The organism is Neobacillus vireti, assembly GCF_036962345.1.
Taxonomy (GTDB): Bacteria; Bacillota; Bacilli; order Bacillales; family Cytobacillaceae; genus Neobacillus; species Neobacillus vireti_A.
On the sequence record NZ_JBALNB010000010.1, the window covers coordinates 81,030 to 106,203 of the forward strand.

Genomic DNA, 25,174 nt, shown 5'->3' on the forward strand with positions numbered 1-25,174 from the left:
CTCCTAGTTATAGTTATCTATTCTTTCACGTAATTTTTCTTTGTAGTGGCCAACTTTAATTTTCATATTTTCTAAGGATACGCCCTTATGAAGAAGATAGGCATAGAGGAAGGTAAATGCTGCAATCGTTACTAACAATGCAACAAGCATACTTGGTGCAATTCCTCCTCCTTGCTGCGATGGACCATCTCCAAAAACAATCGGATGGAACTTTGATTGCCACCAGCGAATGGCAAAGAATACGATCGGTACATCGGCAAATCCAATAATCCCGAAGACAGCTGCGAGTCTTGCTTTTTTGTCCCAAACTCCATCCATCTGGCGAACCATTAGGTAAGCCATATAGAGGAAGAATAGAATTAAAGTCGTGGTTAAGCGTGGTTCCCATGCCCACCAAGTATTCCAAGAAGATTTTGCCCAAATCGGTCCTGTTGTTAAGACAATAGCTGTAAATACTACCCCGATTTCTGCAGATACATAGGCATAGGTGTCATAAATCCGTTTACGCTTTACTAAATATAAAATACTAAAGACAAATGTTACAAAGAATGCTAGAAAAGCAACCCAAGCTGATGGAACATGCATATAAAATATCTTTTGAACAACACCCATTGTCTTTTCAATCTCTGCATACATAAAAATAAAGTAGAATGCTGCTAGCATGGATACTACCATTCCAGCGTATAAAACTTTGGTAAGCATTGAAGTTTTGATCTCGGCCACTTCTTCAATTGGAAGGGCCGCTCTTTCTCTTTCGAGATTCATACTCATCTTTTAAACCTCCAGGACATACTCAATTAGTAAAAAGCATAGAACAAAGAAGATTACGTCATAGGCTGCAACCAATTGCAGCCATGCAATGGCACTCGGTAATTTTTCCATATTCGTTAAGATAATTTTCGTCGCTTGCGTTACACCAATTAAGACTGGACTTGTCATTGGGAAAAGCAATAGTGGTAATAACATTTCACTGCTTTTAGAATTGGAAGCAAGTGCTGCCAAAAAGGTCCCAATTGCAATGAATCCGAAACTGCCAACAAACAGCACTAAGAAGAAATATAAAATGCTGCCATTCATTTTAAAATCAAATAACAGAAATAGAAAAGGTATCGAAACAATTTCAACGATTAGAATCATCGAGAAGTTAGCCATGAACTTGCCTAAATAAATGCTAGTGGCTTCCATCGGTGCAACGAGTAAACCATGCATCGTATCATTTCGTTGTTCTGAAACCAAAGAACGATTTAGTCCTAATATTCCTGAGAAAACAATGATAATCCAAACAGCACCGGGAATAACTGCTTTTGTCGTATTGTTTGCAGGGTCAAACGCAAAGCTCAGAACGAGAATGACTAAACCAGCAAAAATAATCATTGTCCCTAAAACTTGCTTTGTTCTTAATTCTGAATAAATATCTTTTTTGGCAATTGTGAGGGCTGCTTTAAACATCACGAAACTCCCTCCACTAAGACCTGATATTTTTCAATAACTGTTTCCAATGATTTATTGATGATTTTAAAATCATCGGCTACCTTTCCGTTTTTCACAATAATAATTCGATCACATATTTCTGCTGCTTGTTTAAAATCATGCGTGACCATTAATGTTGTACATCCTTTCGCTTTCATTGAAAGGACAACATTATTTAGGATATTGATTGCACCTTGGTCTAAACCAGTATGCGGCTCGTCTAGCATCATAATTTTCGGTTCGTGAATAATTGCTCTTGCAATCGCAATTCTCTGAATCATCCCGCGTGAGAAATTCTTTACAGGTTCATTGATAAAAAATGATAAGCCAACCTCTTTAACTAGTTTTCTTGCTTTATTTTCAACATCATTGACTCCGTATAAATTCCCAAAGAAAACCAGGTTCTCAAATGGGGTGTAGTGGTCGTAAAGCAAGCTGGAATGGGGCAGGTAACCGAACATTTTTTTAATTTCAATATGATTCTTTTTCAAGTCCAATCCGTTAATCTTTACAAGACCTGATGTCGGCTTAATTAATGTCGCTAGCACTTTTAGCAATGTACTCTTTCCTGCACCATTTGGTCCAAGGATGGCGACGGTTTCACCTTGTTTGATTGAAAGGTCTACACCTCTAAGAATTAACTTATTGTCGGCTTGCTTTGTAAGCTTTTTTATTTCAATCATCGACTATCCCTCGCATTCCGACTGTTACTCTATGAATTGGCGTAAATTCATTTTTACCTGCACTAAATGCTGTTTATACGCAGCCAATTTAGCTTGATAATCATCTTCTGATAAATTTCCATCACCGAAGTTTTCTTCTAGCTCGAGTATTTTATCCATAATTGCCTTTTGCTTCGCCATTAGATTTTTAAAGGCACTTTCTTCCTTATCCGCGCCTAGTCTTCTTTCTTCCGCCCTAGCCTTCATCCTAAAATAAGTAAAATAAGATAGTGCAGCAATTATAATGGCCGCCATGACGATTAAGAAAACATGAGGATCAAAGGTTCGAAGCGGAGATTGTGCCCACATCCGAAGGTGACCAGGGTTATGAAAAGCTGGCGCCGTTTTTGTTACATTCGTACCCGTTTTCCCTGCTCCTTGTTCTATAGAACTTTGGGCTTCATTAGCTGAGGGTTGTTTATCTTTGTCATAAATCATGGTAAACGATTGTTTGGCCTCTACACCTTCAACGCTGTATCCCTGATAATTTTGATCATCCATTTTAAAAAGACCTTGATTGGTAGCAGTAACATTCTTAAACTCAATGCTTCCCATTCCCTCTGGAACAAGAATTTGCATCATTTGAACAGCATAGTCAAAGTTTAAAGTAATTTCCTCACCCTTACCGATTCTATAGCTATATGGTAAAACCACTGTCTGATTAGCAGGAATAGAATCCGTTGTGATAAATCCTGTATCTACCTGTTGCTGAGCAATTTTGTTATCTAAAAAAGTAAACCCTGTTGCTCCTGTCGGTATAGTGACATTCAGAACTGCCTCACCCGTGCCATCGCCTATAAATTCCTCTGCGCTAGTATTGGTATAGTTCACCATATTCATCATATTGGTGGAACCGTCTTCTGCTGGGCTAACGACTAGGTAATGCATATCAACTGATATCGGTGATTCAGCCGCCGCCATTCCATTTAATGGGATGAGCAGCAGCAGCACTAGGAGGAAAACGGTGATTTTCTTGATCACTTTCCTTCCCCCTTTTTATTTTTATAATTCTTCATCGTTGCTTCAATTTCACTTTCTATTTCAGCCATTAAATCCGAATCAACTTTCTGTCCTGTCAATTGTTCTTCTTCATCCTTCATGATACTAACCACTTGTGCTTCATATTGTTTTTTTAGATTTTTGTAATCAGCATGGGAGATTTTGTCCATCTTATATTCAAATTCTAATTCGTTAAGAGTGGATAAAAGCACTTCCTTGTTTGTCGAAGAATCTTGCCCCTTACTTACAAAGCTTAAATATGAATCAAAAGAAAAGAATGGTGCCAGAACGAGAAACAAAGAAATTAGCACAAGAGCGGCTGTAAAAATCATTGAAATGATCGAGATTTCTTGCATTATGTTCACATCCTAAAGGTACTTTTTGCGTTCTTCTTCAATCATGGACGAGAGGATTTCCTCTTCTACTTCATCCTGAATGATGTCGTTTTCTGGGGTAACTTCATCCGGTCCTTTTTTCTTCACCCATTTACGAATGATGAAGAACAACGCCACCCCTGCAATTCCTAAAGCTGCAAAAGGCAATACCCAAGCAACCAAACTGAACCCGCTTTTTTCAGGAGCAGTTAAAATTTCTTCACCATAAATATTGACATAGTATTCACGAATTTTGTCCTTATCCCAGCCCTTGTTCATCATTTCAACAATGTCTTCCTTAAAGCCAATAGTTAGATTACAAGTCTTAGGGTCACACTCAAAATGGTCCTGTCCACAGCCGCATGTACACATGAATTGAGAGGCTGCCGCTTCGAATTCCTTTGATTTATAGTCAAACTCTTTCGCTTGCACCTGGAAGATAGAAGCTTGAAAAATAAAAGCAATCACAAGGAGTCCAATAGATATTTTACTTTTCACATTAAGACACCTCTTTGCGTACTCCTGTGTATCGTGGAGTAATATTTTGATATTTTCCGTTCCAAACTGCAAATAGTGATCCGATTATAATCATGAAAGAGCCAATCCATAGCCATGCAATCATCGGGTTAACTTTGACAATAAAAGTTGCTTTTCCATCATTTTCCCAATCACTTAATACAATGTATAAATCTTCTTTTAAGGAAGAGATTAAACCTACTTCAGATGATGGTTGATCCCAGTTGCCGTAGAAGACCTTTTCAGGCTGAATCGTTCCAATTCGCTTACCATTCTTGAAAACTGTCAATTCTGCATAAACTATGTCATTTATTCCTTCTCGTTTTTGATCCAGACGTTCGTAGTTTATACGATAATCCTTCACTTCAATTGAATCTCCTAATTTCATCGTTTTCATCGTTTGTACGTCATAGTTCTGTGAACCGATAATACCCATTGCGATAAAAGCAATCCCAATATGGACGATATAACCACCATAGCGGCGGCGATTTTTAACCATCAATCGATAAAGGGAAAGATAGACCTTTTCTTTCGTCATTTTTCTACGAGCTTTTACACCACGGTAAAACTCTAAGAAGTGTGTAATAAACAGGAGAACTATAACTCCAAATCCAATTACCGCCCAGGCTTTTTGTATACCGAGAACAACCATTAAAGCCATTGCAACAACCGCAAGGATTGCTGGTATTAAAAAGTTTTTCTTTAAATTTTTAATCGAAGATCTTTGCCAAGCGAGCAGTGGACAAACCGCCATTACAAACATCATAGACAACAAAATTGGTGCCTGAACGGTATTAAAGAATGGCATACCTACTGTTACTTTTGTACCGCGTACTGCTTCAGATACTAGCGGGAAAACTGTTCCCCAGAATACACCAAAAGCTGATCCTACCAACAATAGGTTATTAATTAAGAAGCTGCTTTCTTTTGAAATGTATGAATTGAATTCTCCTGCACTGCGTTTAAGCAGATTATAACGGCTCATTAGTACGTATAGGGCACCAATTACCATTACACCCATAAAGATTAGGAAATATAATCCTAGATTTGAATTTGCAAATGCGTGAACGGAAGTAAGAACTCCGCTTCGAACAAGGAATGTTCCAAATAAAGTTAACGCATAAGACGTTATGATTAAGCTAATGTTCCAAACCTTCAACATGTTTTTCCGTTCTTGAATCATCACTGAGTGCAAGAACGCTGTTGCTGTTAACCAAGGCATGAAGGAAGCATTTTCAACAGGATCCCATGCCCAGTAGCCGCCCCAACCTAACTCTACATATGCCCATTGGCCGCCGAAAATGTTACCAAGGCTTAAAAACAACCAAGCAATAATCGTCCAGCGTCTAGTCATTTTAATCCAGAAATCATCCATGTTTTTCAATAAAAGTGCAGCCATTGCATACGCAAATGGTATTGCAAGACCTACATAACCAAGGTATAGAGTAACTGGATGAATAATCATCCCTGGATTTTGCAGCATTGGGTTTAAACCACGACCTTCAATTGGAACTTGATCCATGAGGATAAATGGTTTAGCAACGAACCCAAGGATTAGGAAGAAGAATACGATATTTCCTAATAGAATAGCAGAAATGTAAGGAACCATTGGATTCCCTCTCATTTTTCTGGAGAAGGCCACCATTAACGTGTAAAGAACTAAGAAGAAAGTCCATAATAACAATGACCCCGAATTCCCAGCCCATAATGCTGTAAGCTTATAAATAACTGGCAGTTCACTGCTCGTATAATCATTTACGTATTCATATTGAAATTGAGATGTTGCTAGTAAGTAGAATAAGGAAAGCATGGCCATCGAAGCACATACTAGGATAGCAATTAAGCCGCCTTTCCCACTATTGACTAATTTTTGATTCTTCGTGCTAATCCCCAATGTAATGATGAGGAGTGAGTAAATCGCAAGCGCTAAGCCTACATAGATTGTTGCGTTAGCAAATAAGTACATATCGTCACCTTCTTATTATTTTGCCTCATCAGTTTCTGTTGGTGGCTGATCTAATAACTTTTTATGTGCTTCAGGATCATAGTTTTCTACGTCTTCACCCTCGTATTTGGAAGGACATCTTGTTTTAACGGTTTCAGCAACAAATGTATCTTTCTTTGTAGGTGCGCCTTGAAGGATAACAATAACACCTTCAGAGAAGTTGTCTGGTCTTGTTCCATTATGAATAACATGCATCAGGTTACCATCGTTATCTTTTAAATCAAATTTCAACTCAATTTTATCTGGGTTCCATTTAATCGATTCCTCGATTAGCAAGCCTTCAACTGTTACAAAATCATCCTTATGTTTCTCTTGATTCGACAAAAGTTCTTTCATGGTTAATTCAATACCGCTTGACCCTGGTGTAGCAGCCATAAGCAAGAAAACAATTGCCCCCGCAATAATGAAACCACCTAACATTACAATCGTGTTCTTTTTCATCCCATTCACCCCATTAAATTAATTTTTTCATTTCCTCATCGTATGTTTCTTGGTCAATCTTTCCTGTTAAAAGTTTCTTACGTAATTCCTTTTTCTCATCGACACTAATTGATTTATTTTCTTTTTTAATTTGTTGCTTTTTAGGGTGATGGTTTACTGTTTTAGAAGTTGCAGTTTTAGGTGCAGACTGTGATTTCCCCTTTAATCCTAAATAAACAAAAACACCAGCAAGGATGATTGCGATACCAATGACGATTGCACCGCCAATTCCAATTAGAGGTCGATCGCCTCCTGAACCGCTAGTTCCACCTGAGCCACTTGCCCCCCCAGTAATTTGATCGGTTGCAGTTCCATTAACACCTTCATGGTTTTCATCATTCGGTGGCTGTTTGTCATTAATAGCGTCTAAAGTTGATTTAAAACCATCCTTTTGATAGGAAAAAGAATATGTATAGTTTTCTCCTACTTTTACATCTTTGTATTGATAGTAGAACAGCTCTTCTCCATACTCACTCTTTGTATTGTTTGGTGCCTTTGGCTCTAGTGTTATTTCTTTTGCATCCATTGGCGCATAGAAGATTACATCTAATGTTCCAATTTCAGTTGGGTTAGTAAATTCGTAAGTAAAACTTCTATTATCTTTAACTTCAACCGAACTGGTATAATACTCAACTACGAATCTATAAGATTCATTATTCTTGATCGGTTTAGAAGGTTTCCAGGTAATAACTTCCTTATCCTTGTCTATATCAAAAGGACGTTGTACTTCAGGTTTATTGTCTTCAGGAAATTCTGCAACTAAGTAGGCTTGGAATCCTTTTTCATTTGCAGGTACTGCAATTTCTATTTTTCCATTAAAATCCTGCCCGCTTTTATTTGTAAAAGTACCATACTGTCCTATAAGTAATGATGGTGTATCTTTCGGCCAGTTCTCAGGGTAGTCAAACTCAGGCATCACCTGGATTTGCATATCCGTATACGGAAACTTTTCTGGTTGAAAAGTTGTTTCTGCATATGCATTTGGAACAATAAAACCCATTAGAAACAATGTGATAACAAATAAAGCCAACAACTTTTTTTTAAGCATAATGATCCTCCTTGAGCCCCTATAAAAATACTATTTTTTACTATAGCCCTCTTTGAAATAAATATAATATTAATCATCTATGTATAGTTGATTCACTTTTGAACATTTTGTAAAAGGAGGAGAAACGTTACGTTTTCGTCAATAATTCACCACAAATTGTTCACATTTGCCTATCTACCATTCATAAACACCCTGTTTTTTTATTTCCCATCTAGTACTATAAACCCTATTCTATTTTCCTAGATGACGTGAAAATGAACGTTTTGTTAATTTCATCCCATTTGACAAATTTTGTGGTAAAGTACCGGTATTACCACTTAAAATTTTTTAAGACTATTACGTTAAAATTAATTTTGAAATTGAGGTATAACACATGAGGAAATTATTTACTTTGTTAGTAGTTTTTCTGCTTACTGGATGTAGTGGTTCAACTTTTGAAAATGTTACAACTGAGAAGGCAAAAGAATTAATTGATGAGGAAAAAGTGATCGTTCTGGATGTTCGAACTCCCGAAGAATATAACAGTGGACATATAGCAGACTCTGAACTTGTACCATTACAGGTGTTTGAAGGGATGAGCGAAGATCTTGAAAAAGACAAAAATTACTTATTAGTTTGCCGCAGCGGGAATCGTTCACAACAGGCAGCTGAAATCCTAACCTCAAAAGGGTTTAAAAACGTTTATAATATGACTGGCGGTATGAACAGTTGGACATATGAGATTGAACAGTAACGACCACTAAAACCCTGAATCAGAGATTTAGGGTTTTACTTTTGTTGGAAAACTCTTTGATTAGAGGCTCTAAATAAAGAACCTTGAAACCAATTTAATGGTCTCAAGGTTCAAGATAGTCATTTTGAGTTTTTTCATTTGGTTTAATGGAACGTATATAACTAACAATATCCGAAATTTCTTCTTCTTTAAGCTGCCTTACACCTTCTAAGCCCTTTAAAGACGAACCCATAGAAGTATTTTCACGTCCGTAAGCCGCACTAATCCATATTTGCTTATCACTAGTATATTTAAGATACTCTGGATTAGAAAGCGCAGGTCCCATTTTTAATCTACCTGCTCCTGCTTCACCGTGACAATTTAGACATTTTAAATTGTAAAGTTTTTCCCCTGCAGTAGGATCTCCAGCAATTACTTCTGGAACATCAAACTTGATTTCTTCAGTCTGCCAATCTCTAATAAATACCACTAGATTATTTAAATCTTTTTCTGATATTCGTTCTTCATAAGCTGGCATACCTGTACCACTTCTACCATATTTAATACTATTATAAATATCCTTATTTGATACAGTATTTAGAAAGTTTTGATTGTTAATGGCTGTTCCTGCATTAGGTCCTTCACCTTTTCCAGTTTCACCATGACAAATCAAACATTGTTTTTTATAGATTTTTTCTCCTGCAAAAATAGCTTCGGATTCCTTTTTATTAAAAATATCACTATTAATCAGGCAAACGATAATTCCAATAATAATAAGAATATAGAGGCCATATAATATTTTTTTCATAGGCTGTCCGTTATTTAGGTTCAGGAGTTGGTGTTGCCTCTCCATAATCTTCATATTTCTTATAAATTAAGTCATTGATTTTCTTAAGGCTTTTACCGTCTTGGTGCATTTCTACTGAATCCTGTGCGATATCTATACAAACATCACATGTTACACCGTGATCGGACCACTCTGTAACCGCATTTTCATCTCCAAATTGACCTACGAAGCAATCAAGATTACTTTTATGTCCAATCATTCCACAACTGCAAAAACAAGGAACACTAGCTAAAACCTCGGGATAGGTTGCTGCCATTGTATAGGTCTCTTCAATTATTTCAGATGTGTTCAAAACATAATCAGGTAATGGACTATGTTTCTTATCAAGAGTTAATTTTTCTTTGTTCGAGCTGCAACCAACTGAAATTATGACTAATAGGATACTAAAGAACATTAATGTATAGACTTTTTTCACTTATATGTCACCCCTTCGTTTGTAATGTAATTTCATATTTATTTTAGCAAACTAAGTTCTGACCTGAATCGACTAATTATTACTATTTAGTGAAGTTTTCACAATATGGAAAATAAAAAAAACTAAGGTCGAAAAAATTCGACCTTAGTTTTTTGAATGTTTTATGCACGAGAAACGTAAGAAGCTTCTGTTGTGTTAATAATTAATTTATCGCCTTGATTGACGAAGAATGGAACTTGAACATGAAGTCCTGTTTCCAGTGTAGCAGACTTAGTGCCCCCTGAAGAAGTATCGCCTTTTATTCCGGGCTCGGTTTCTGTCACTTCTAATACAACAGTATTTGGCAGCTCTACACCTAGCGTTTCATGACCGAACATCATGATATGAACTTCCATGTTTTCTTTTAAAAACTTCAATTCATATTCAATATTGCTTGCAGGAAGCTCTACTTGTTCGTAAGATTCCATATCCATGAACACATGCTGGTCACCGCTGGCATAAAGATATTGCATTTTACGATTATCAATCTGTGCTTTTTCTACTTTTTCACCAGCGCGGAAAGTTTTCTCCTGGATCGCTCCATTACGAAGATTACGAAGCTTGGAACGAACAAATGCCGCACCTTTTCCTGGTTTTACATGTTGGAAATCAAGAACGCGCCATAGGCCGCCGTCCACTTCGATGGTTAGCCCAGTTTTAAAATCATTAACAGAAATACTCATGTTTTATCCTCCTAAGTCCATTACAAAATAATAAGTTCTTTTGTTGAATGAGTCAAAGCTTCGTTCAGATCCTTCGTTACGAGCGTATCATCCTCAATTCGTACCCCGCCAAGACCCGGTATGTAAATACCTGGTTCAACCGTAACGATCATACCTGGTTCAAGTACGATATCAGAACGGAAAGAAAGTGTCGGCCCTTCATGGACTTCAAGACCAATTCCATGACCGGTTGAATGTCCAAAGTAATTACCATAACCTTTTTCCGTTATGTAATCACGCGTCAGAGCGTCTGCTTCTTTCCCAGTCATCCCAGGTTTAATTCCTGCCATGCCTCTAGCTTGTGCTTCAAGGACGATTTCGTAAATTTCTTTCAACTTTGCTTCAGGTTCACCCACTGCAACGGTTCTTGTAATATCTGATACATAGCCGTTGTAATAAGCACCGAAGTCGAGTGTAACAAAATCTCCGGTTTCAATCACTTTATCACTTGCCACTCCATGTGGGAGAGCTGATCGATGACCTGAAGCAACAATAATATCAAAAGAAGAAGAAGTTGCTCCTGCCTTACGCATAAAGAACTCAAGTTCATTGGATATATCTAGTTCCGTTACTCCCGGACGAATAAAATCCAATATATGTTTAAACGCAGCGTCAGCAATATCCGCTGCTACCTTTAATATCTTAATCTCTGATTCCGTCTTAATCAAGCGTAACTTTTCAATAACTCCTGAAATCGGAATAAGTTCTGCTTCAACTTCTTTTTCATATGCTTTATAGGTGGAAAAAGTTAAATGATCTTCTTCAAAACCCAGCTTTTTTATGCCTAGTTTTTTTGCTTGTCTTGCCACTTCTTCAACAAGCGTTCCTGTCATTTTTACAATTTCATATCCTTCGCATTGATTAGAAGCTTGTTCTACATATCTGAAATCTGTAATGAATTGTGCCTTGTCAGCACTTATCAAAACCACTCCAGCAGAGCCAGTAAAGTTTGTCATATATCGACGGTTAAATTGGCTTGTAATTAAAAAACCGTCCAAACCATATGTAGAAAAACTTGATCGTAACTTTTCTATCCTTCCCATTTCTCCCACTCCTCACTATGTCATCCCACGACAGAATATTTCTGCCATTTTCAGTAATATATCAACAATATTTTACCATATAATATTCATTAAAGACTAATATCGATTAAGTAGCTGACTCATTTTCTGCCATATGATTAATTTCATATTCATAGTTAATGGAATATCCAATAAATAATCCATAAACCATATATAAACAGATCGTTGTTATCAATGTGTCGCGGCCTAAGGATAAGAAAGGCTTTATTCCAGGAAATATTGGATTTAGGATTAGGTATACGATTAAGAACAGTCCAATCCCATAAGCTAATCCCAGCCATACTCCGTTAAATTTTTTTAATGCCAGGGAATAAACAAATGCTGCTCCAACTGAAAAAAGACCTAACAAGATAATTGAAATTACCGTTCCCAACCATTCATTTTTCCATTTTCCTAACGCCCACGGTTCTAGGATAACATTTGGACGAATCTCAGTAAAATTAAAGTAATAGGCAATAAAACCGAGAGTCCCCCAAAAAAGACCTCCAAATAATCCCGTCCAGAAAACAATAGCAGTAAAAGACATTGGTTTAGGGTAATTTGATTTATTTGGCTCGTTAGCCATAATTATTGACCTCCTATAAGGGTGTTTTTGTGCTCTAAAATATTACAATCCATTAGATTCCACTATATTATGCCCTTACCTTGGGCTTCACTTGCATTTAATAAAACTTTTAATTGGAAATATGAGGTCATCCTAGAGGTTTTTTCTTACTTGAAGTAGAATAAAGTTAAGTACATACATTTTTACTATGTATTTCGATTTACGTCTTATGAACCGGTCTTCCCACCTTGGGAGGGACCTTTAAATAGCAGCTATCGCTGAAGAAATTGTTTAAAACATTATTGTTTATGTGTTTAAAAAATTAAGATAATGATTATGATGCTCTTAGGGAGGTGGCGTTCTTGAAAAATCGAGTTTCCGTTCCTTTGGTTGGTAGTGTTATTGTTCTAGGTATCATTGGCCTTATTGGAGCATTTACTAGCGATCCTATTGGTTTTCTTCAGAGTGTAGCAGTCTTTGCATTAGTCGGCTTAGCCATATTCTTTGTTTTCCGTCTAATTGTGAGAGCAAATCCTCAGAAAAAAGAGCAGCAAAGGTTTATTAAAGCAGCTAAGAAATCAAAAAAGAGATTACAATCGAAAACAGGGGAACTACAGACAAAAAGTTCTTCTTTTGGCTCGCTAGCTTCTTTAAAGAAAAGCAAGAAGATAAAAAAGAAATCTCCAGTTCATTTAACTGTCATCGATGGTAAAAAAGGCAAAAAGAAAAATCGAGCGTCCTTATAAACGCTCGACTTTTTTTTTGCCTCCTTAATAACACCAAGACTTAAAGAACTTTTTGGCAGCTTCTCTTCCTAATTCAAACAATTCCTGTTTCTTTTCATCTGTCAGATGGAACTCTATTGACAATGCCCCCTCAGAGGGAATAAAAATGATGTTTTGGGCATGTTTTCTAGATACATAACGTGAATCATGTGCGTCCTTCATCGTTTCAAACAGGGCTCCGAACAATTGAATTGCATTTTTTATTTTATGTTTTTCGTGCTCATATTCATCTGCACTTAACTTAATTCCGATTACTGGCCTCACCTTTTGTATATTTTCCCGGTCAAAAAGCCACATTGGAAAATTACTTAATACTCCACCATCAACAATCACATTTATTCCATCCATCGATTTTAATTTTACAGGTTCAAAAAAATACGGAATACTGCAGCTCATTCTTACCGCTTTTGCAACAGAAAATGATCCAGGTGATAAACCATAATTCACCAAATCATCCGGCAGTACCATCAACCTTCCATTTGAGAGGTCGGAAGCGATAATTCTTAGGCTTTGCGGCGGCAAATCCGAAAATGTTCTAACTCCTTTAGCAGCTAGTTTTTGTTCAATCCACTTTTCTAACTCATTTCCTTTATACAATCCTAGTCTCCAATAAACAAACAGCCATTTAGCCAATGGAAATGGAATGATCATTTTCCGGGCGTCAAGAAACTTAGTTAAATCAAGCTCATCCAGTTGCTGTTCAATCTCACCACTGCCATAGCCAGCCGCGATTAAAGCCGCAACAATTGATCCAGCACTCGTTCCTGCAACACGTTCAAATTGAAAACCTCTTTTTTCAATCTCTTGAATAGCCCCGATAAGGGCAAAACCTTTAATTCCTCCTCCAGAAAAAACACCGTCTATTCTCATGGCAGCCACTCCTAAAGGTGAACTCATTGTTACACTTTAAGCTGCGGCTGAAAGAAATAGTACGGTGTACAAGTAAAAAAATAATTTTTTTAAGTAAAATATTCAACAGTGGCATTTGGAAAATATTCTGCTATATAATTGCGAATCGTGGATTCTAATTCATTTGCCTCTTCTGTCGGATAAACATATTTACCAATTCCATAACGACCCCATTTGTATTTTCGCTTTTCCTCATCCATTTCTAGTTTTGTTTTTGGATACCGCTTGGCAATCACATTTTTTGCAGGTTTTGTAAACCGGTGTTGAATGAGCTCAAACGTTAAATCAGGTATATCAATTCCCGCAAGCTCACCGCTTAAGCGTTCGAATAGTTCACGGTACCCTGCTTTCCAATCTTCATGCAAATAAATGGGAGCGACAATAAAACCCAAAGGATAGTTTGCCTTGGCGACCTTCCTAGCAGCAGATAATCGATCTTCAAAGGAAGAAGTTCCTGGCTCAAAGTTTTTAATTACATAGCGTGAATTTACACTAAACCTGAACCTTGTTTTCCCATTATGATTGGCATCTAAGAGATGGTCGACATGATGGAATTTCGTAACAAATCGGAGCCTTCCAAACTCTGACTGTCCAATAAATTCAATTGTCTTCTTTAGCGAGTGTGTTAAATGATCCAAACCAACAATATCTGAGGTACATGCAGCTTCAAACCTTGTTATTTCTGGCTGACGCTCATCCATGTACTTTTGGGCTTGGTCAAAAATATCGTCTAAGTTTACGTAGGTGCGAATGTATGGTTTACTGCCAAGTGTCGTTTGCAGGTAGCAATAATGGCAATGTCCCATACAGCCAGTAGCCAAAGGTATGGCATATTCTGCTGATGGCTTTGAAGTATCGAATTTAAGTGTCTTTCTAATTCCAACTACCAAGGTTGATTTTGCATTTCGGTATTTCTGATTTTCATTTTCTCCTGGTAAATCTCGAATCTGGTTATGGGAGGTAGTCTCTCTTATCTCTAGATTTAACTTTTCAAATTTCTCTTTCAGTTCTCTTCCAAGCGGGTATTCTAATGCTTTGGGTTCAAAGTATACTAATTGAGGCATGAACGGTTCCAAATTGTTTTCCTCTTTTCAATCAATTTTATAGGGTAATCAATTTTTTTATTAACATGGTTCATCATTTGTTTATATTTTGTCTACAAATTGTTCACCTTACTACTCTTTTTCTTCATATCATCAACACAAAAATTTCCTATACTTTACCTATCATTTAGTCAGTTAATCAAACAAGTAAAGGCAGGGAACTTTTTATGAGCATGACTAGGGAAAGTATAAAGGTATATGAAATGACCTGTACCTCCTGTGAGAAGCGGGTTGAACGAACAGTTAAAAAATTAGAAGGAGTAGTGAATGTAAATGCAAGTTTTAGCGGTCAATTTGCGGATATTGAATATGATGACAAACTATGCGATGTAAAAAAAATTAAAGCAGCCATTCAAAGTGTTGGATATAGTACTGAAAAGTCTAATGACATTAAATTTATCGGCATTTTAATCGCTGTAGCAGCCGTAGTGCTGCTTGGAATTAATACTGGGAACTACGATATGGAATCACAACTTAATAATGCCTCTTATGCTGTATTATTTGTTGTAGGGGTCATTACCTCTATTCATTGTGTAGGGATGTGCGGCGGGATTATGCTTTCACAAAGCATTGGAAAAGAGAGCAAGAATAAATTTGAAGCGATAAAACCAGCTCTCTTATATAACGCTGGGAGAGTTGTTGCTTATTCCATTCTTGGCGGCGTCATTGGTGCAATTGGTTCTGTTTTTGCTCTATCTCTTAATGCTAAAGCCGGATTACAGTTATTTGCTGGTATTTTCATGATTATGATGGGCTTTAATATGTCAGGGTTCAAGGCTTTTAGGAAATTCCAAATTAAGTTACCTAATGTTGCCTGCAAAGCAATGAGTAAACCAAAGGCCCCATTTTTTGTCGGTCTTCTAAACGGGTTAATGCCATGTGGTCCGTTACAAACGATGCAAATATTTGCTCTGGGAACAGGCAGTGCAGCAGCTGGTGCACTATCGATGTTTATGTTTTCAATCGGTACTGTCCCTCTAATGCTGACATTTGGAGCTTTGTCTGGATTATTAAGTAAAGGGTATACAAAGAAAATACTGAAATTTAGTGGTGTATTAATTATTATGCTTGGCCTTATTATGAGTAATAGAGGGCTTGCTCTTGCAGGTATGAATGTTAGCCCAATGGCAATTATGGCTAATATTGGTGCCTTCGGTGACGCAAGTGCCTCTTCAGACCCATCGAATGCCACTAAAGCAACCATTCAAGATGGTGTTCAGGTTTTGAATATGACTGCTAATGTTTATGGCTACACTCCAAAAACCCTTTATGTCCAAAAAGGAATGCCGGTTAAATGGGTGGTAGAAGGTGAAGAAATTACTGGCTGTAATAATACGATTGTAGTGCCTGATATGAATATTCAACAGAAACTGCAAAGCGGAAATAATCTAATTGAATTTACACCTGGGGATGAAGATCTTAATTTTAGCTGTTGGATGGGAATGAAACGTGGGGTCATTAAGGTGGTAGATGATCTTGAAGCGATCACGGCTTCAAGCAGTGACGGTGAGGGTGTTGATTCAGCAGTTACTGCACCTCCTGCGGAACCTGTAAAGCCTAGTATCTACGGAAATGACTTTAGTAAGGTAGCGACGGATCGTTTAGTTAAGATAGCTGATGTGGCTGTTACCGTGCAGAGTATTACCATTAAAGGAACTGGATATGAGTTTGAGCCATTAATCATGGTAGTGAATAAGGGGATACAGACAAAAATGGCATTAGATTTAACTGCCTTTGATAGTGCAGATGGCTATTTTATGATATTGAATTCGACAACAAAGCAAATCGTAACTGATTTTACAGGCAGCAATGGGATAAATAATATTGAATTCTCTATTAGTGACGTAGGATCATATGGTATCTTCTTAAATGAACAAGAATTGCTTGGAATCATTGAGGTTGTTGAAGATATAAATACAGTGGACGTTGAAAAGGTTAGAGCGAAGTATATTCAGTAACAACAAAGAGCTTTATAATCAATTGATTACAAAGCTCTTTCTATTAATTTGCTGAAGTAAAATAGACTTTCACTTTGGTTCCTATTCCTTCTCTACTGTTGACCTCAATCTTTGCATTATGAAGCTCTAGGATATTCTTAACAATCGTTAACCCGATACCATTTCCTTCAATTTGACTTCTGCTCTTATCCCCTCTGTAAAGCCTTTCAAAGATAAAAGGTAAATCTTCTTGCTTAATACCAATGCCGTTATCAATCACTTCTATTACGATCTGATTCATTTCTTTATATAGTTTAATCGTAATTTCCCCATTATTTTCAGTAAATTTAATAGCATTTGATAGTAAGTTAATAATTACTTGTTTTATCTTATCTATATCTCCAATAATTAGATATTTTTCATTAGGCAGTATTTCATACACAATAGGGATACCCTTTTTTTCCACACCAACAAAGAAATCTTTACTCATTTCTATTATTAAATCATCCAAGTGGATGGGTTCATAATTTGGCTTGATACTTTCCGATTCAAACTCCTTTAATACGTTTAGGCCATTTATTAATTTGCCAAATCGAATGATTTCCTCATTTAAATATATTAATCCCTCATTTGTTACCGGGAACACTCCGTCAATCATGGCTTCAAGATTATTTTGCAGCACATTCAGAGGGGTTCTAATCTCATGTGTTATATCCGATACTAATCTCTTTCTTAGCGTGTCCTGATGTTTTAATTTATCGGCGAGGATATTCACACTATTTCTTAAATTCTCAAGCTCTTCAATATTACTTTTACTATTTGATTTTGCTTCAAAATTCCCTTGGGATAAGCTAACTGACAGATTTGCTACCTCCCGAATTGGGGTAGAGAATTGTTTTGAAAAATAAAGACTTACTATACTGATAATCACTAGTGTAATAACTCCACTGGCAACAATACTTTTATTGATAGAATTCTTAAAGTTTACATCCTCTTCTGATAACAGTACAGACGAGTATTGGCCTATATCTACATAGCCCACAATTTTTCCACCAACTGTTATTCCAAACGTCTTAGTTGTGTAAATACCATTGTTTTGGACTGACATATCACCAATATGGATTTGAGTTAATAAATCATTCGGGTCCATTCCCCAGACAGGCTGTTTATTACTATCCATTAGTGTCAAACAATAATTTCCCATATACGCCTCGTGCATTAGTTCAATGCCCGTATCTTTGCTCCATTTCCCTTCTCTCTTATAAGCCTCTACAAAATAGGAAACGATTCTCTCATACCTTTTGTTTTGTATATCAATCATGTACTGGTTAAATTTATTGGAGACGGTAAGATTAACGAATAGTGTAACAAGCAGAATAGCTGAAATCGCACATAACACAAATAAGATGCTTAACTTTTTGCTGATTGATTGCACTTATCTCTCACCGCCAAATTTATATCCTGCCTTCATTACCGTTACAATATATTTAGGATTCTTGGTATCTGTTTCTATTTTTTTTCGAATATTTTTTATGTGCACATCAATTGTTCGATCATAGCCGCTAAAATCTGCACCAAAGATTTTATCTATTAACTGTTCTCTTGATAAAACATTCCCTTTTACGCTTACAAGTCCACATAATATATCAAACTCATTTGGCGTAAATGGAATTTCTTGTTTGTTCACTTTTACAGCTCTTTTATCACAATCAATCAGTAAATAACCATCATCAAAAATTACCTTTGATGACGGAAATTTCGCGCTTAATCTTCTAAACAAAGCATTCACTCTTGCAGTTAGCTCCCTTGGACTGAACGGTTTAATCAAATACTCATCGGCACCAATATTGAAACCTTCAATTTTATCATTTAAAGATCCTTTAGCCGTTAGCATAAAAATATGAACATCAGAGGATTGGCGGATAATTTTGCAGACCTCTTCACCACTTATATCTGGAAGCATTAAATCTAAGATAATTAGTTTAAAATCTACTGTTTTAAAAAGGTCTAGCCCATTTAATCCGGTGGCAGTTCGATGAACTTTATAACCTTCTTTTTCTAAATAACCTTTAATAACAGTTGATACACTTTCCTCATCTTCAATTAGTAAAATATGATTCATAACGATTCACCCTGCTCACTATTATTTCAACCCTATATAAACTAAGTATACTAGCTGAGGATAGTGATAAATGTGAAAAAGGCTGACAATTATGTGTCAGCCTTTGGATAAGAACTTTATAGTTTAACTTTTTGTAATCGTAATGCATTCAGGACAACTGAAACGGAACTAAATGCCATGGCAGCGCCGGCAAGCCAAGGGGCTAAGAAACCAAGTGCAGCTACTGGGATACCAAGCGAATTATAGGCGAGTGCCCAGAAAAGATTTTGCTTTATGTTCGTAATCGTCTTCTTACTCATGAAGATTGCGTCAGCAATACTATTTAAATCCCCGCGAATAAGCGTAATATCGGCTGCTTCCATCGCTACATCTGTTCCTGTTCCTATAGCCATACCAATGTCTGCAACCGCAAGAGCAGGCGCATCGTTGATTCCATCTCCAACCATGGCTACTTTCTTGCCTTGAGCCTGCAGTTTCTTAATTTCATCTGCCTTACCTTCTGGAAGAACCTCAGCAATTACCTGGTCAATACCTGCTTGCTTTGCAATCGCTAATGCAGTTTGGTGATTATCGCCCGTGATCATAATGACATCAAGCCCCATGTTTTTGAGGCGGCTAATCGCCATTTTTGAGGTTTCCTTAATCGTATCTGCAACAGCAACAGTACCTGCATATTGACCATTAATAGCTGCTAGCATTGCTGTTTTCCCTACTTTTTCTAATTCATCCATTTGTGCAAGTACACCATCAACCTGCACATTGTACTTATTCATTAATTTTCTAGTACCAACTAATAATTCTTTACCATCGACCATTGCTTTGATTCCGAATCCAGGAATAGCTTCGAATTCAGTCACATTCTTCAAAGGAATTCCTTTCTCATTTATTCCTTCAACGATTGCCTGTGCAAGAGGATGCTCAGATTGTTTTTCAGCTGAAGCAACTAAGGATAAAAATTCATTTTCATCAAAGAATTGATTGGTGAAAACATCAGTTAAAACAGGGGTTCCATTTGTAACTGTCCCGGTTTTATCCAATACAACTGTAGAAATTCGGTGGGTCATTTCCAAATGTTCTCCACCTTTAAACAGAATGCCATATTCAGCTGCTCTTCCTGAACCAGCCATGATGGAGGTTGGTGTTGCTAAACCTAATGCACATGGGCAGGCAATCACGAGGATCGCAATCATTTTTTCTAAAGCTTCTGCAAAATCACCAGGTGCAACCCACACATACCAAATAATAAAAGCAATAACAGCAATACCTACAACGATTGGAACAAATATGCCAGATATTTTATCAGCTAGGCGCTGAATAGGAGCCTTCGAACCTTGTGCCTCTTCGACCACCTTAATGATTTGTGCCAGCGCAGTGTCCCTTCCAACCTTCTTTGCCTCAACCTTTATAAAGCCATTTTTGTTAAGAGTTGCACCGATCACTTCATCACCGATACTCTTATCAACAGGGACACTTTCTCCTGTAAGCATGGATTCATCAATGGCTGAATTTCCTTCGATAATTTTTCCGTCCACCGGTATTTTTTCTCCAGGCTTGATATAAAGGATATCACCCACGATAACTTCTTCAAGCGGAATTTCTTGTTCTAGCCCATTTCTTTCAACCGATGCCGTCTTAGCTTGAAGCCCCATTAATTTCTTAATCGCTTCTGACGAACGACCTTTTGCTTTTGCTTCAAAAAGCTTACCAAGGATAATTAATGTAATAAGGACTGCACTGGTTTCATAATAAAGTTCAATGGTGTGAGTACCCATGGAAATCGACATAATCGATAAATATAAACTGTAAAAGTAAGCTGCGGATGTACCTAAAGCAACAAGAACATCCATATTGGCACTTTTATTTTTCAACGCCTTATAGGCTCCGATATAGAACTGGGCACCGATTATAAATTGAACGGGTGTTGCCAATGCAAGCTGAACCCACGGATTCATAAAGGCTTCAGGAACCCAGATAAAGGATGTAAATGAAAAATGGCCAACCATAGCCCATAATAGTGGGAGAGATAGAATCGCCGAAAATATAAACTTTTTTGTTTGTTTATTAATTTCTTTTTGACGATAATCGCTTGTTTCTTTTGCGTCCTCTTTTATATGGGCTCCATATCCAAGGTTTTCAACTTTCTTAATAATGTCAGTCGGTGATATAGCCGTACCGTTATACTCAACCGTCGCTTTTTCAAGGGCTAGGTTCACATTTGCCTTCATAACACCCTCTAGTTTATTTAAACCTTTTTCAATTCTGGTTGAGCAAGCTGCACAGGTCATCCCGGTTATATCAAACTCAGCTTTTTCGGTAACTACGTCATACCCAAGATCTCTGATTTTTTTCTCAATGTCTTCAACCTTTAATTTTTCTGGATCGTATTTAACAGCGGATTTTTCTAGAGCTAAATTGACGTTTGCTGTTACTACACCTTCTAATTTATTTATTCCCTTTTCAATTCTTGTTGCACAAGCAGCACAGGTCATTCCAGAGATTTGCAAATTGGTTTCTTTTAAACTTTGAGCCATAAAATCCACCCCTTTATACCCCTTTAGGGTATAATAAATTGTAAAAAGAACGTGCTATTCTTATATAGCACGTGTCTTTCAATTTTTTTTACTTTACATCATAACCTTGATCATCAATCGTTTCTTTGATTTTATCGAGGGTTACCTCTTGATTGTTAAATTCAACATCTACTGTATTAGCTTTTAAATTAACTGTTACAGAGCTGACACCGTTAAGTTCACCGACACTGCCTTCAACAGCTTTTACGCAATGATTGCATGACATACCTTGAACGTTTAATGTTACTTTTTCCATATTTTATACTCCCTTTCCTAATTAGCCATTTTATTAACCTTGTATTAAGGTAAAGTTCTTATCTTTATTTAACCATACCCCCCTACCCTATGTAAAGTGCTTTTTATCTATTTATTTTATTATTTACCAACTTTCACATTTTGTTCATACTTCTGTTTTTTAACCTTTAAAGTGACCAATAAGTAATGGAGTCCATTATACCGAGCAGTAACATAATGAATCCTGATATCCTTTGGATGATGACACCGAATTTTCTTCCTTTTTTCATTAATACACCACCACCGCCTAGGTACCAAATAATAAAAATAAATAGGAGCAGCGGCAGAGCAGTTCCAAATGCAAATATAGACGGCAGAATAAACCCATATGAGTTGGACAAAACAACTGGCATAAGGGTAACAAAGAATAAGATAAACATGGTCGGACAGAATGCAAGGGAAAAACTAAATCCTAACATAAATGAACCAAATGGGGTTTCCTGTTTGTACACTTTGGTGCTTTTAAATAAATTAATTGTCCCCTTGATTTTTATTATTCCTAACATGTATATCCCAACAATGATTAGTAGCGGCCCCATTATTTTGCGAATCCAAGGAAAATAGGTTATGAGATTATCTTGAATTTCCCTTCCTAAAATCCAAACAAGGGCACCCAACAACGAGAAAGCTGCGATTTTCCCTAAAGTGAAAAAGATAACATCTTTCCAGACGATTTTTTCCTGGAAGGAACGGTTACCGTATAGTGTTAATGCACTGATGTTTCCAGTTAGTTGACATGGTGCCAGTGCACCCACTAGTCCCAAAATTAAAGCAAAAACAATCGGCCATGATTCCAAGTTATTCGCAATGATAAAAAACGGTTTGCTGACAAACGCACTAAACTGGCTTAATACGTTATACATAGGATCACCTGTATTCTAGTAAAAACTGTTTTTGTTAATTACTACTATATCAATAGTACTCAGATTATATGAAGATGGTATGTAGAGATTTTGACAATTTTGCAACACCTTAGGAAATATAACGTTAATAAAGCTTTACAAACAATTAACATAAAACTTTCATCGAACCATTTAAAATAGGAGTAAATACAATCTAGCACAAAAATAGGGGGATCTATGAAACAAAAAAAGTTATCATTACTATTCGAAATCCTTATCGTTTCAACCAAGCTAGGTCTTACATCATTTGGAGGTCCAATCGCTCATTTAGGGTATTTTCATGAAGAGTATGTTCGCAGGAGAAAATGGCTTAACGAACAGGGTTATGCTAGTTTAGTAGCTCTTTGTCAATTTTTGCCCGGTCCAGCTAGCAGTCAGGTTGGGATTGGAGTTGGGGTATTACGGGGAGGATTATTAGGCGGGATTTTTGCATTTCTTGGTTTTACGTTTCCTTCCGTCATTGCTCTTATCCTTTTTGCCCTGATACTCCAAGGAATGGATGTTGGAAATGCCGGTTGGATTCATGGGTTAAAAATTGTCGCAGTTGCAGTCGTTGCTCATGCCATTTTAGGTATGTCACAAAAGTTAACTCCTGATCTTACTCGAAAGTCGATTGCTTTGTTTGCTTTAATAGGTACACTTCTATGGCAAACTGCTTTTTCACAGGTTGGTGTGATTGTGGTTGCTGCTGTGATGGGACTGTTCATTTATAAAGGGCAGAAGGAAGATTCTTCCACGTCTATACAGTTTCCACTTTCTCGTATGGTAGCCGTCGTTTGTTTAGGTTTGTTTTTTGGGTTATTGATCATTCTGCCAGTTTTAAGAGAGTTGACAGCTTCTAGCTGGGTGGCGATGTTTGATAGCTTTTATCGATCTGGTTCTTTGGTTTTCGGGGGCGGGCATGTGGTTTTACCATTATTGGAACGCGAATTTGTTCCTAGCGGCTTGCTCAGTAAAGAAGCATTCCTAGCTGGATATGGAGCAGCCCAGGCAGTACCTGGACCATTGTTTACCTTCGCTGCCTATATTGGTGCCGTCGTGGATGGCTGGGCTGGAGGTTTACTTGCCACCTTTGCAATCTTTCTCCCTGCGTTTTTGCTGGTATTAGGTACATTACCATTTTGGACCAGCTTAAGCGGTAATCCAAAAATAAAAGGAGCAGTAATGGGGGTAAATGCAGCTGTTGTTGGAATATTAATTTCGGCATTTTATGATCCAATTTGGACTAGCTCGATTTTAGTACCAATGGATTTTGCGTTCGCTGCGCTATTGTTCTGTATGCTTGCCTGTTGGAAGCTGCCTCCTTGGGTAGTTGTGATTACCGGGAGCGTTGGTGGGTATTTGATAAGTCTAGTTTGATATATGAAAAAAACGAGGATGTCCTATTATTTAAAGGACTCCTCGTTTTTCATTTTTATAAACCACACTTAAGCTGTGTACCACAGTTGGAACATGTATTACATCCGCCGATTTCTTTTACTTTTCCTTTTCGACAGACTGGGCATGTGTTTCCAACTTCTGAACCGATTGTAACATCAGTTGAACGAAGGTCACTAATGGTATCAACAAGTACCACATGTTGTTTAGTCTTTTCTTTGAATGTTGGAATCTCGTTTTCTTCTGCTTTAAGGGTAAGGACTTGTGAATCACGTGATCCATCCACATAGACTGTACCACCCTTAGCTCCACCTTTGTAAAGACGCTCATACACTTTTTCCACTTGTTCAACACTATATCCTTGTGGAGCATTTACAGTTTTACTGATTGAGCTGTCAATCCAGCGCTGAATCACACATTGAACATCCGCATGCGCTTCAGGTGCAAGTTCCATTGCTGCCACGAACCAGCTTGGAAGATTATCTGAATCAGCTTCGGGGTGTTTATCAAGGTATTCTTGAACGATATCAGCTTTTACTTCGATAAATTTACCTAAACGTCCACTTCGGAAATAAGAGAAGGAGAAATAAGGTTCAAGGCCTGTGGAAACCCCAACCATGGTACCAGTGGATCCAGTAGGAGCAACAGTTAGCAAATGGGAATTCCTTATTCCATTTTCTAATATAGATTGACGAACGTCCTCAGGCATTTTTTTCATATATCCTGTATCAATAAATGCTTGACGTAAACGATTTGTTTCTTCGCGTGTTTCACCGTTTAAGAATGGGAAGCTTCCCTTTTCTTTGGCTAATTCCACTGATGTTTTATACGCTGTGGTTGCAATTACTTCAAAAACTTGATCAACAAGTTTATTTCCTTCTTCTGAGCCATATACCGTTTCACAATAGATTAGCATATCATGCAAACCCATAACGCCAAGACCTACACGGCGCTCTCCAAGAGCTTGCTTTTTATTTTCCTCAAGGAAGTATGGCGTAGCATTAATAACGTTATCCTGCATCCTAACGCCAATTGCTACTGTTTTCTTTAACTTTTCAAAATCTACTGTTTTCGTTTCCTTATCAGCCATTTCTGCAAGATTAACAGCTGCAAGGTTACATACAGAAAATGGTGCGAGAGGTTGTTCCAGTTTGTTATCCTAAAGGCTTTTTATCCTCTAGTTCTAACGGTTGATTTTCC

25 protein-coding genes and 1 pseudogene are annotated in these 25,174 nt (G+C 37.2%); 4 read left to right on the forward strand and 22 right to left on the reverse strand.

The genetic code is table 11. The features are described 5' to 3' along the window. Window positions 1-3: 3 nt before the first annotated feature. From V7108_RS12510 to V7108_RS12550, 9 genes are read right to left on the reverse strand one after another with little or no spacing between them, the layout of a single operon-like run. Window positions 4-771 (reverse strand): cytochrome c biogenesis protein, encoded by a 768-nt coding sequence (locus V7108_RS12510; protein ID WP_335511289.1) that lies wholly within the window; start codon window positions 769-771, stop codon window positions 4-6. A gap of 3 nt (window positions 772-774) precedes the next feature. Then, complete coding sequence (locus V7108_RS12515; RefSeq protein ID WP_335511311.1) at window positions 775-1,449, reverse strand: heme exporter protein CcmB; 675 nt, start codon at window positions 1,447-1,449, stop codon at window positions 775-777. Beyond that, the gene (locus V7108_RS12520; protein WP_335568430.1) at window positions 1,449-2,153 is read right to left on the reverse strand and encodes an ABC transporter ATP-binding protein; all 705 of its coding nucleotides are present in this window, start codon (window positions 2,151-2,153) and stop codon (window positions 1,449-1,451) included. The genes V7108_RS12515 and V7108_RS12520 overlap by 1 nt, the downstream gene beginning before the upstream one ends. A gap of 24 nt (window positions 2,154-2,177) precedes the next feature. Next, window positions 2,178-3,173: a hypothetical protein gene (locus V7108_RS12525; RefSeq protein ID WP_335568431.1), complete on the reverse strand. Its 996-nt coding sequence runs from the start codon at window positions 3,171-3,173 to the stop codon at window positions 2,178-2,180. Next, window positions 3,170-3,547: a hypothetical protein gene (locus tag V7108_RS12530; protein ID WP_335568432.1), complete on the reverse strand. Its 378-nt coding sequence runs from the start codon at window positions 3,545-3,547 to the stop codon at window positions 3,170-3,172. The genes V7108_RS12525 and V7108_RS12530 overlap by 4 nt, the downstream gene beginning before the upstream one ends. Window positions 3,548-3,559: 12 nt before the next feature. Continuing rightward, entirely contained in the window at window positions 3,560-4,063 is a 504-nt protein-coding gene (locus V7108_RS12535) for a cytochrome c-type biogenesis protein (RefSeq protein ID WP_335511299.1), read from the reverse strand. Between the two features lies 1 nt (window position 4,064). After that, a complete protein-coding gene (locus V7108_RS12540) occupies window positions 4,065-6,047 on the reverse strand; it encodes a heme lyase CcmF/NrfE family subunit (protein ID WP_335511301.1) in 1,983 nt (660 codons plus the stop codon). 15 nt (window positions 6,048-6,062) lie between these two features. After that, on the reverse strand, window positions 6,063-6,527 hold the full coding sequence (locus tag V7108_RS12545; protein ID WP_335511303.1) for a cytochrome c maturation protein CcmE: 465 nt from the start codon (window positions 6,525-6,527) through the stop codon (window positions 6,063-6,065). A 13-nt stretch (window positions 6,528-6,540) separates the two neighbouring features. Continuing rightward, window positions 6,541-7,614, reverse strand: coding sequence for a hypothetical protein (locus V7108_RS12550; RefSeq protein ID WP_335511305.1), 1,074 nt, complete (start codon window positions 7,612-7,614; stop codon window positions 6,541-6,543). Between the two features lie 373 nt (window positions 7,615-7,987). Here V7108_RS12550 and V7108_RS12555 point away from each other — a divergent pair, with 373 nt between their 5' ends. Then, a complete protein-coding gene (locus V7108_RS12555) occupies window positions 7,988-8,347 on the forward strand; it encodes a rhodanese-like domain-containing protein (RefSeq protein WP_335568433.1) in 360 nt (119 codons plus the stop codon). Window positions 8,348-8,450: 103 nt separating this feature from the next. Here the strand turns inward: V7108_RS12555 and V7108_RS12560 are convergent, their stop codons facing one another. The 5 genes from V7108_RS12560 to V7108_RS12580 form a co-directional block, all read right to left on the reverse strand. Beyond that, window positions 8,451-9,134, reverse strand: a complete 684-nt coding sequence (locus V7108_RS12560; RefSeq protein WP_335568434.1) for a c-type cytochrome — start codon at window positions 9,132-9,134, stop codon at window positions 8,451-8,453. A 10-nt stretch (window positions 9,135-9,144) separates the two neighbouring features. Further along, a complete protein-coding gene (locus V7108_RS12565) occupies window positions 9,145-9,588 on the reverse strand; it encodes a PCYCGC motif-containing (lipo)protein (protein WP_335568435.1) in 444 nt (147 codons plus the stop codon). 161 nt (window positions 9,589-9,749) lie between these two features. After that, window positions 9,750-10,310: an elongation factor P gene (efp, locus tag V7108_RS12570; protein ID WP_335518619.1), complete on the reverse strand. Its 561-nt coding sequence runs from the start codon at window positions 10,308-10,310 to the stop codon at window positions 9,750-9,752. Window positions 10,311-10,330: 20 nt separating this feature from the next. Beyond that, a complete protein-coding gene (locus V7108_RS12575) occupies window positions 10,331-11,392 on the reverse strand; it encodes a M24 family metallopeptidase (RefSeq protein WP_335518622.1) in 1,062 nt (353 codons plus the stop codon). A gap of 106 nt (window positions 11,393-11,498) precedes the next feature. Beyond that, window positions 11,499-11,996 carry a YqhR family membrane protein gene (locus V7108_RS12580; RefSeq protein WP_335568436.1) on the reverse strand — a complete coding sequence of 166 codons (498 nt, stop codon included), beginning with the start codon at window positions 11,994-11,996 and terminating at the stop codon, window positions 11,499-11,501. 332 nt (window positions 11,997-12,328) lie between these two features. Between V7108_RS12580 and V7108_RS12585 the strand changes: the two genes are divergently transcribed. Further along, on the forward strand, window positions 12,329-12,721 hold the full coding sequence (locus V7108_RS12585) for an SA1362 family protein (protein ID WP_335511730.1): 393 nt from the start codon (window positions 12,329-12,331) through the stop codon (window positions 12,719-12,721). A 24-nt stretch (window positions 12,722-12,745) separates the two neighbouring features. Here the strand turns inward: V7108_RS12585 and V7108_RS12590 are convergent, their stop codons facing one another. Together V7108_RS12590 and splB are read right to left on the reverse strand one after the other, a co-directional pair. After that, window positions 12,746-13,630 (reverse strand): patatin-like phospholipase family protein, encoded by an 885-nt coding sequence (locus V7108_RS12590; protein WP_335511732.1) that lies wholly within the window; start codon window positions 13,628-13,630, stop codon window positions 12,746-12,748. Window positions 13,631-13,719: 89 nt separating this feature from the next. Next, the gene (gene splB, locus V7108_RS12595; RefSeq protein WP_335568437.1) at window positions 13,720-14,745 is read right to left on the reverse strand and encodes a spore photoproduct lyase; all 1,026 of its coding nucleotides are present in this window, start codon (window positions 14,743-14,745) and stop codon (window positions 13,720-13,722) included. Between the two features lie 194 nt (window positions 14,746-14,939). Between splB and V7108_RS12600 the strand changes: the two genes are divergently transcribed. Then, complete coding sequence (locus V7108_RS12600; RefSeq protein WP_335568438.1) at window positions 14,940-16,730, forward strand: urease accessory protein UreH domain-containing protein; 1,791 nt, start codon at window positions 14,940-14,942, stop codon at window positions 16,728-16,730. A gap of 43 nt (window positions 16,731-16,773) precedes the next feature. On the opposite strand, the gene V7108_RS12605 is transcribed toward V7108_RS12600, so the two are convergent. From V7108_RS12605 to V7108_RS12625, 5 genes are all read right to left on the reverse strand, one after another. Next, complete coding sequence (locus V7108_RS12605; RefSeq protein ID WP_335568439.1) at window positions 16,774-18,144, reverse strand: sensor histidine kinase; 1,371 nt, start codon at window positions 18,142-18,144, stop codon at window positions 16,774-16,776. Then, window positions 18,145-18,831: a response regulator transcription factor gene (locus tag V7108_RS12610; protein WP_335568440.1), complete on the reverse strand. Its 687-nt coding sequence runs from the start codon at window positions 18,829-18,831 to the stop codon at window positions 18,145-18,147. A 116-nt stretch (window positions 18,832-18,947) separates the two neighbouring features. Continuing rightward, entirely contained in the window at window positions 18,948-21,362 is a 2,415-nt protein-coding gene (locus tag V7108_RS12615; protein WP_335568441.1) for a heavy metal translocating P-type ATPase, read from the reverse strand. An 88-nt stretch (window positions 21,363-21,450) separates the two neighbouring features. Next, entirely contained in the window at window positions 21,451-21,657 is a 207-nt protein-coding gene (gene copZ / locus V7108_RS12620) for a copper chaperone CopZ (protein WP_335511744.1), read from the reverse strand. 166 nt (window positions 21,658-21,823) lie between these two features. Next, a complete protein-coding gene (locus V7108_RS12625; protein WP_335568442.1) occupies window positions 21,824-22,558 on the reverse strand; it encodes an urease accessory protein UreH domain-containing protein in 735 nt (244 codons plus the stop codon). A 216-nt stretch (window positions 22,559-22,774) separates the two neighbouring features. Between V7108_RS12625 and chrA the strand changes: the two genes are divergently transcribed. Then, window positions 22,775-23,956, forward strand: coding sequence for a chromate efflux transporter (chrA, locus tag V7108_RS12630; protein WP_335568443.1), 1,182 nt, complete (start codon window positions 22,775-22,777; stop codon window positions 23,954-23,956). 55 nt (window positions 23,957-24,011) lie between these two features. Here chrA and V7108_RS12635 read toward each other — a convergent pair. Further along, a pseudogene (locus tag V7108_RS12635) lies at window positions 24,012-25,121 on the reverse strand (vitamin B12-dependent ribonucleotide reductase); the annotation flags it as partial. Between the last annotated feature and the right edge of the window lie 53 nt (window positions 25,122-25,174).

Excerpts from the sequence above, each read along its gene's own strand:
- V7108_RS12600 (WP_335568438.1), top strand. The coding sequence starts at position 14,940 with ATGAGCATGACTAGGGAAAGTATAAAGGTATATGAAATGACCTGTACC.
- V7108_RS12540 (WP_335511301.1), bottom strand. The coding sequence starts at position 6,047 with ATGTACTTATTTGCTAACGCAACAATCTATGTAGGCTTAGCGCTTGCG.
- copZ (WP_335511744.1), bottom strand. The coding sequence starts at position 21,657 with ATGGAAAAAGTAACATTAAACGTTCAAGGTATGTCATGCAATCATTGC.
- efp (WP_335518619.1), bottom strand. The coding sequence starts at position 10,310 with ATGAGTATTTCTGTTAATGATTTTAAAACTGGGCTAACCATCGAAGTG.
- V7108_RS12515 (WP_335511311.1), bottom strand. The coding sequence starts at position 1,449 with ATGTTTAAAGCAGCCCTCACAATTGCCAAAAAAGATATTTATTCAGAA.
- V7108_RS12590 (WP_335511732.1), bottom strand. The coding sequence starts at position 13,630 with ATGAGAATAGACGGTGTTTTTTCTGGAGGAGGAATTAAAGGTTTTGCC.
- V7108_RS12580 (WP_335568436.1), bottom strand. The coding sequence starts at position 11,996 with ATGGCTAACGAGCCAAATAAATCAAATTACCCTAAACCAATGTCTTTT.
- V7108_RS12530 (WP_335568432.1), bottom strand. The coding sequence starts at position 3,547 with ATGCAAGAAATCTCGATCATTTCAATGATTTTTACAGCCGCTCTTGTG.
- V7108_RS12610 (WP_335568440.1), bottom strand. The coding sequence starts at position 18,831 with ATGAATCATATTTTACTAATTGAAGATGAGGAAAGTGTATCAACTGTT.
- chrA (WP_335568443.1), top strand. The coding sequence starts at position 22,775 with ATGAAACAAAAAAAGTTATCATTACTATTCGAAATCCTTATCGTTTCA.
- V7108_RS12575 (WP_335518622.1), bottom strand. The coding sequence starts at position 11,392 with ATGGGAAGGATAGAAAAGTTACGATCAAGTTTTTCTACATATGGTTTG.
- V7108_RS12555 (WP_335568433.1), top strand. The coding sequence starts at position 7,988 with ATGAGGAAATTATTTACTTTGTTAGTAGTTTTTCTGCTTACTGGATGT.
- V7108_RS12520 (WP_335568430.1), bottom strand. The coding sequence starts at position 2,153 with ATGATTGAAATAAAAAAGCTTACAAAGCAAGCCGACAATAAGTTAATT.
- V7108_RS12550 (WP_335511305.1), bottom strand. The coding sequence starts at position 7,614 with ATGCTTAAAAAAAAGTTGTTGGCTTTATTTGTTATCACATTGTTTCTA.
- V7108_RS12625 (WP_335568442.1), bottom strand. The coding sequence starts at position 22,558 with ATGTATAACGTATTAAGCCAGTTTAGTGCGTTTGTCAGCAAACCGTTT.
- V7108_RS12545 (WP_335511303.1), bottom strand. The coding sequence starts at position 6,527 with ATGAAAAAGAACACGATTGTAATGTTAGGTGGTTTCATTATTGCGGGG.
- V7108_RS12615 (WP_335568441.1), bottom strand. The coding sequence starts at position 21,362 with ATGGCTCAAAGTTTAAAAGAAACCAATTTGCAAATCTCTGGAATGACC.
- V7108_RS12510 (WP_335511289.1), bottom strand. The coding sequence starts at position 771 with ATGAGTATGAATCTCGAAAGAGAAAGAGCGGCCCTTCCAATTGAAGAA.
- V7108_RS12560 (WP_335568434.1), bottom strand. The coding sequence starts at position 9,134 with ATGAAAAAAATATTATATGGCCTCTATATTCTTATTATTATTGGAATT.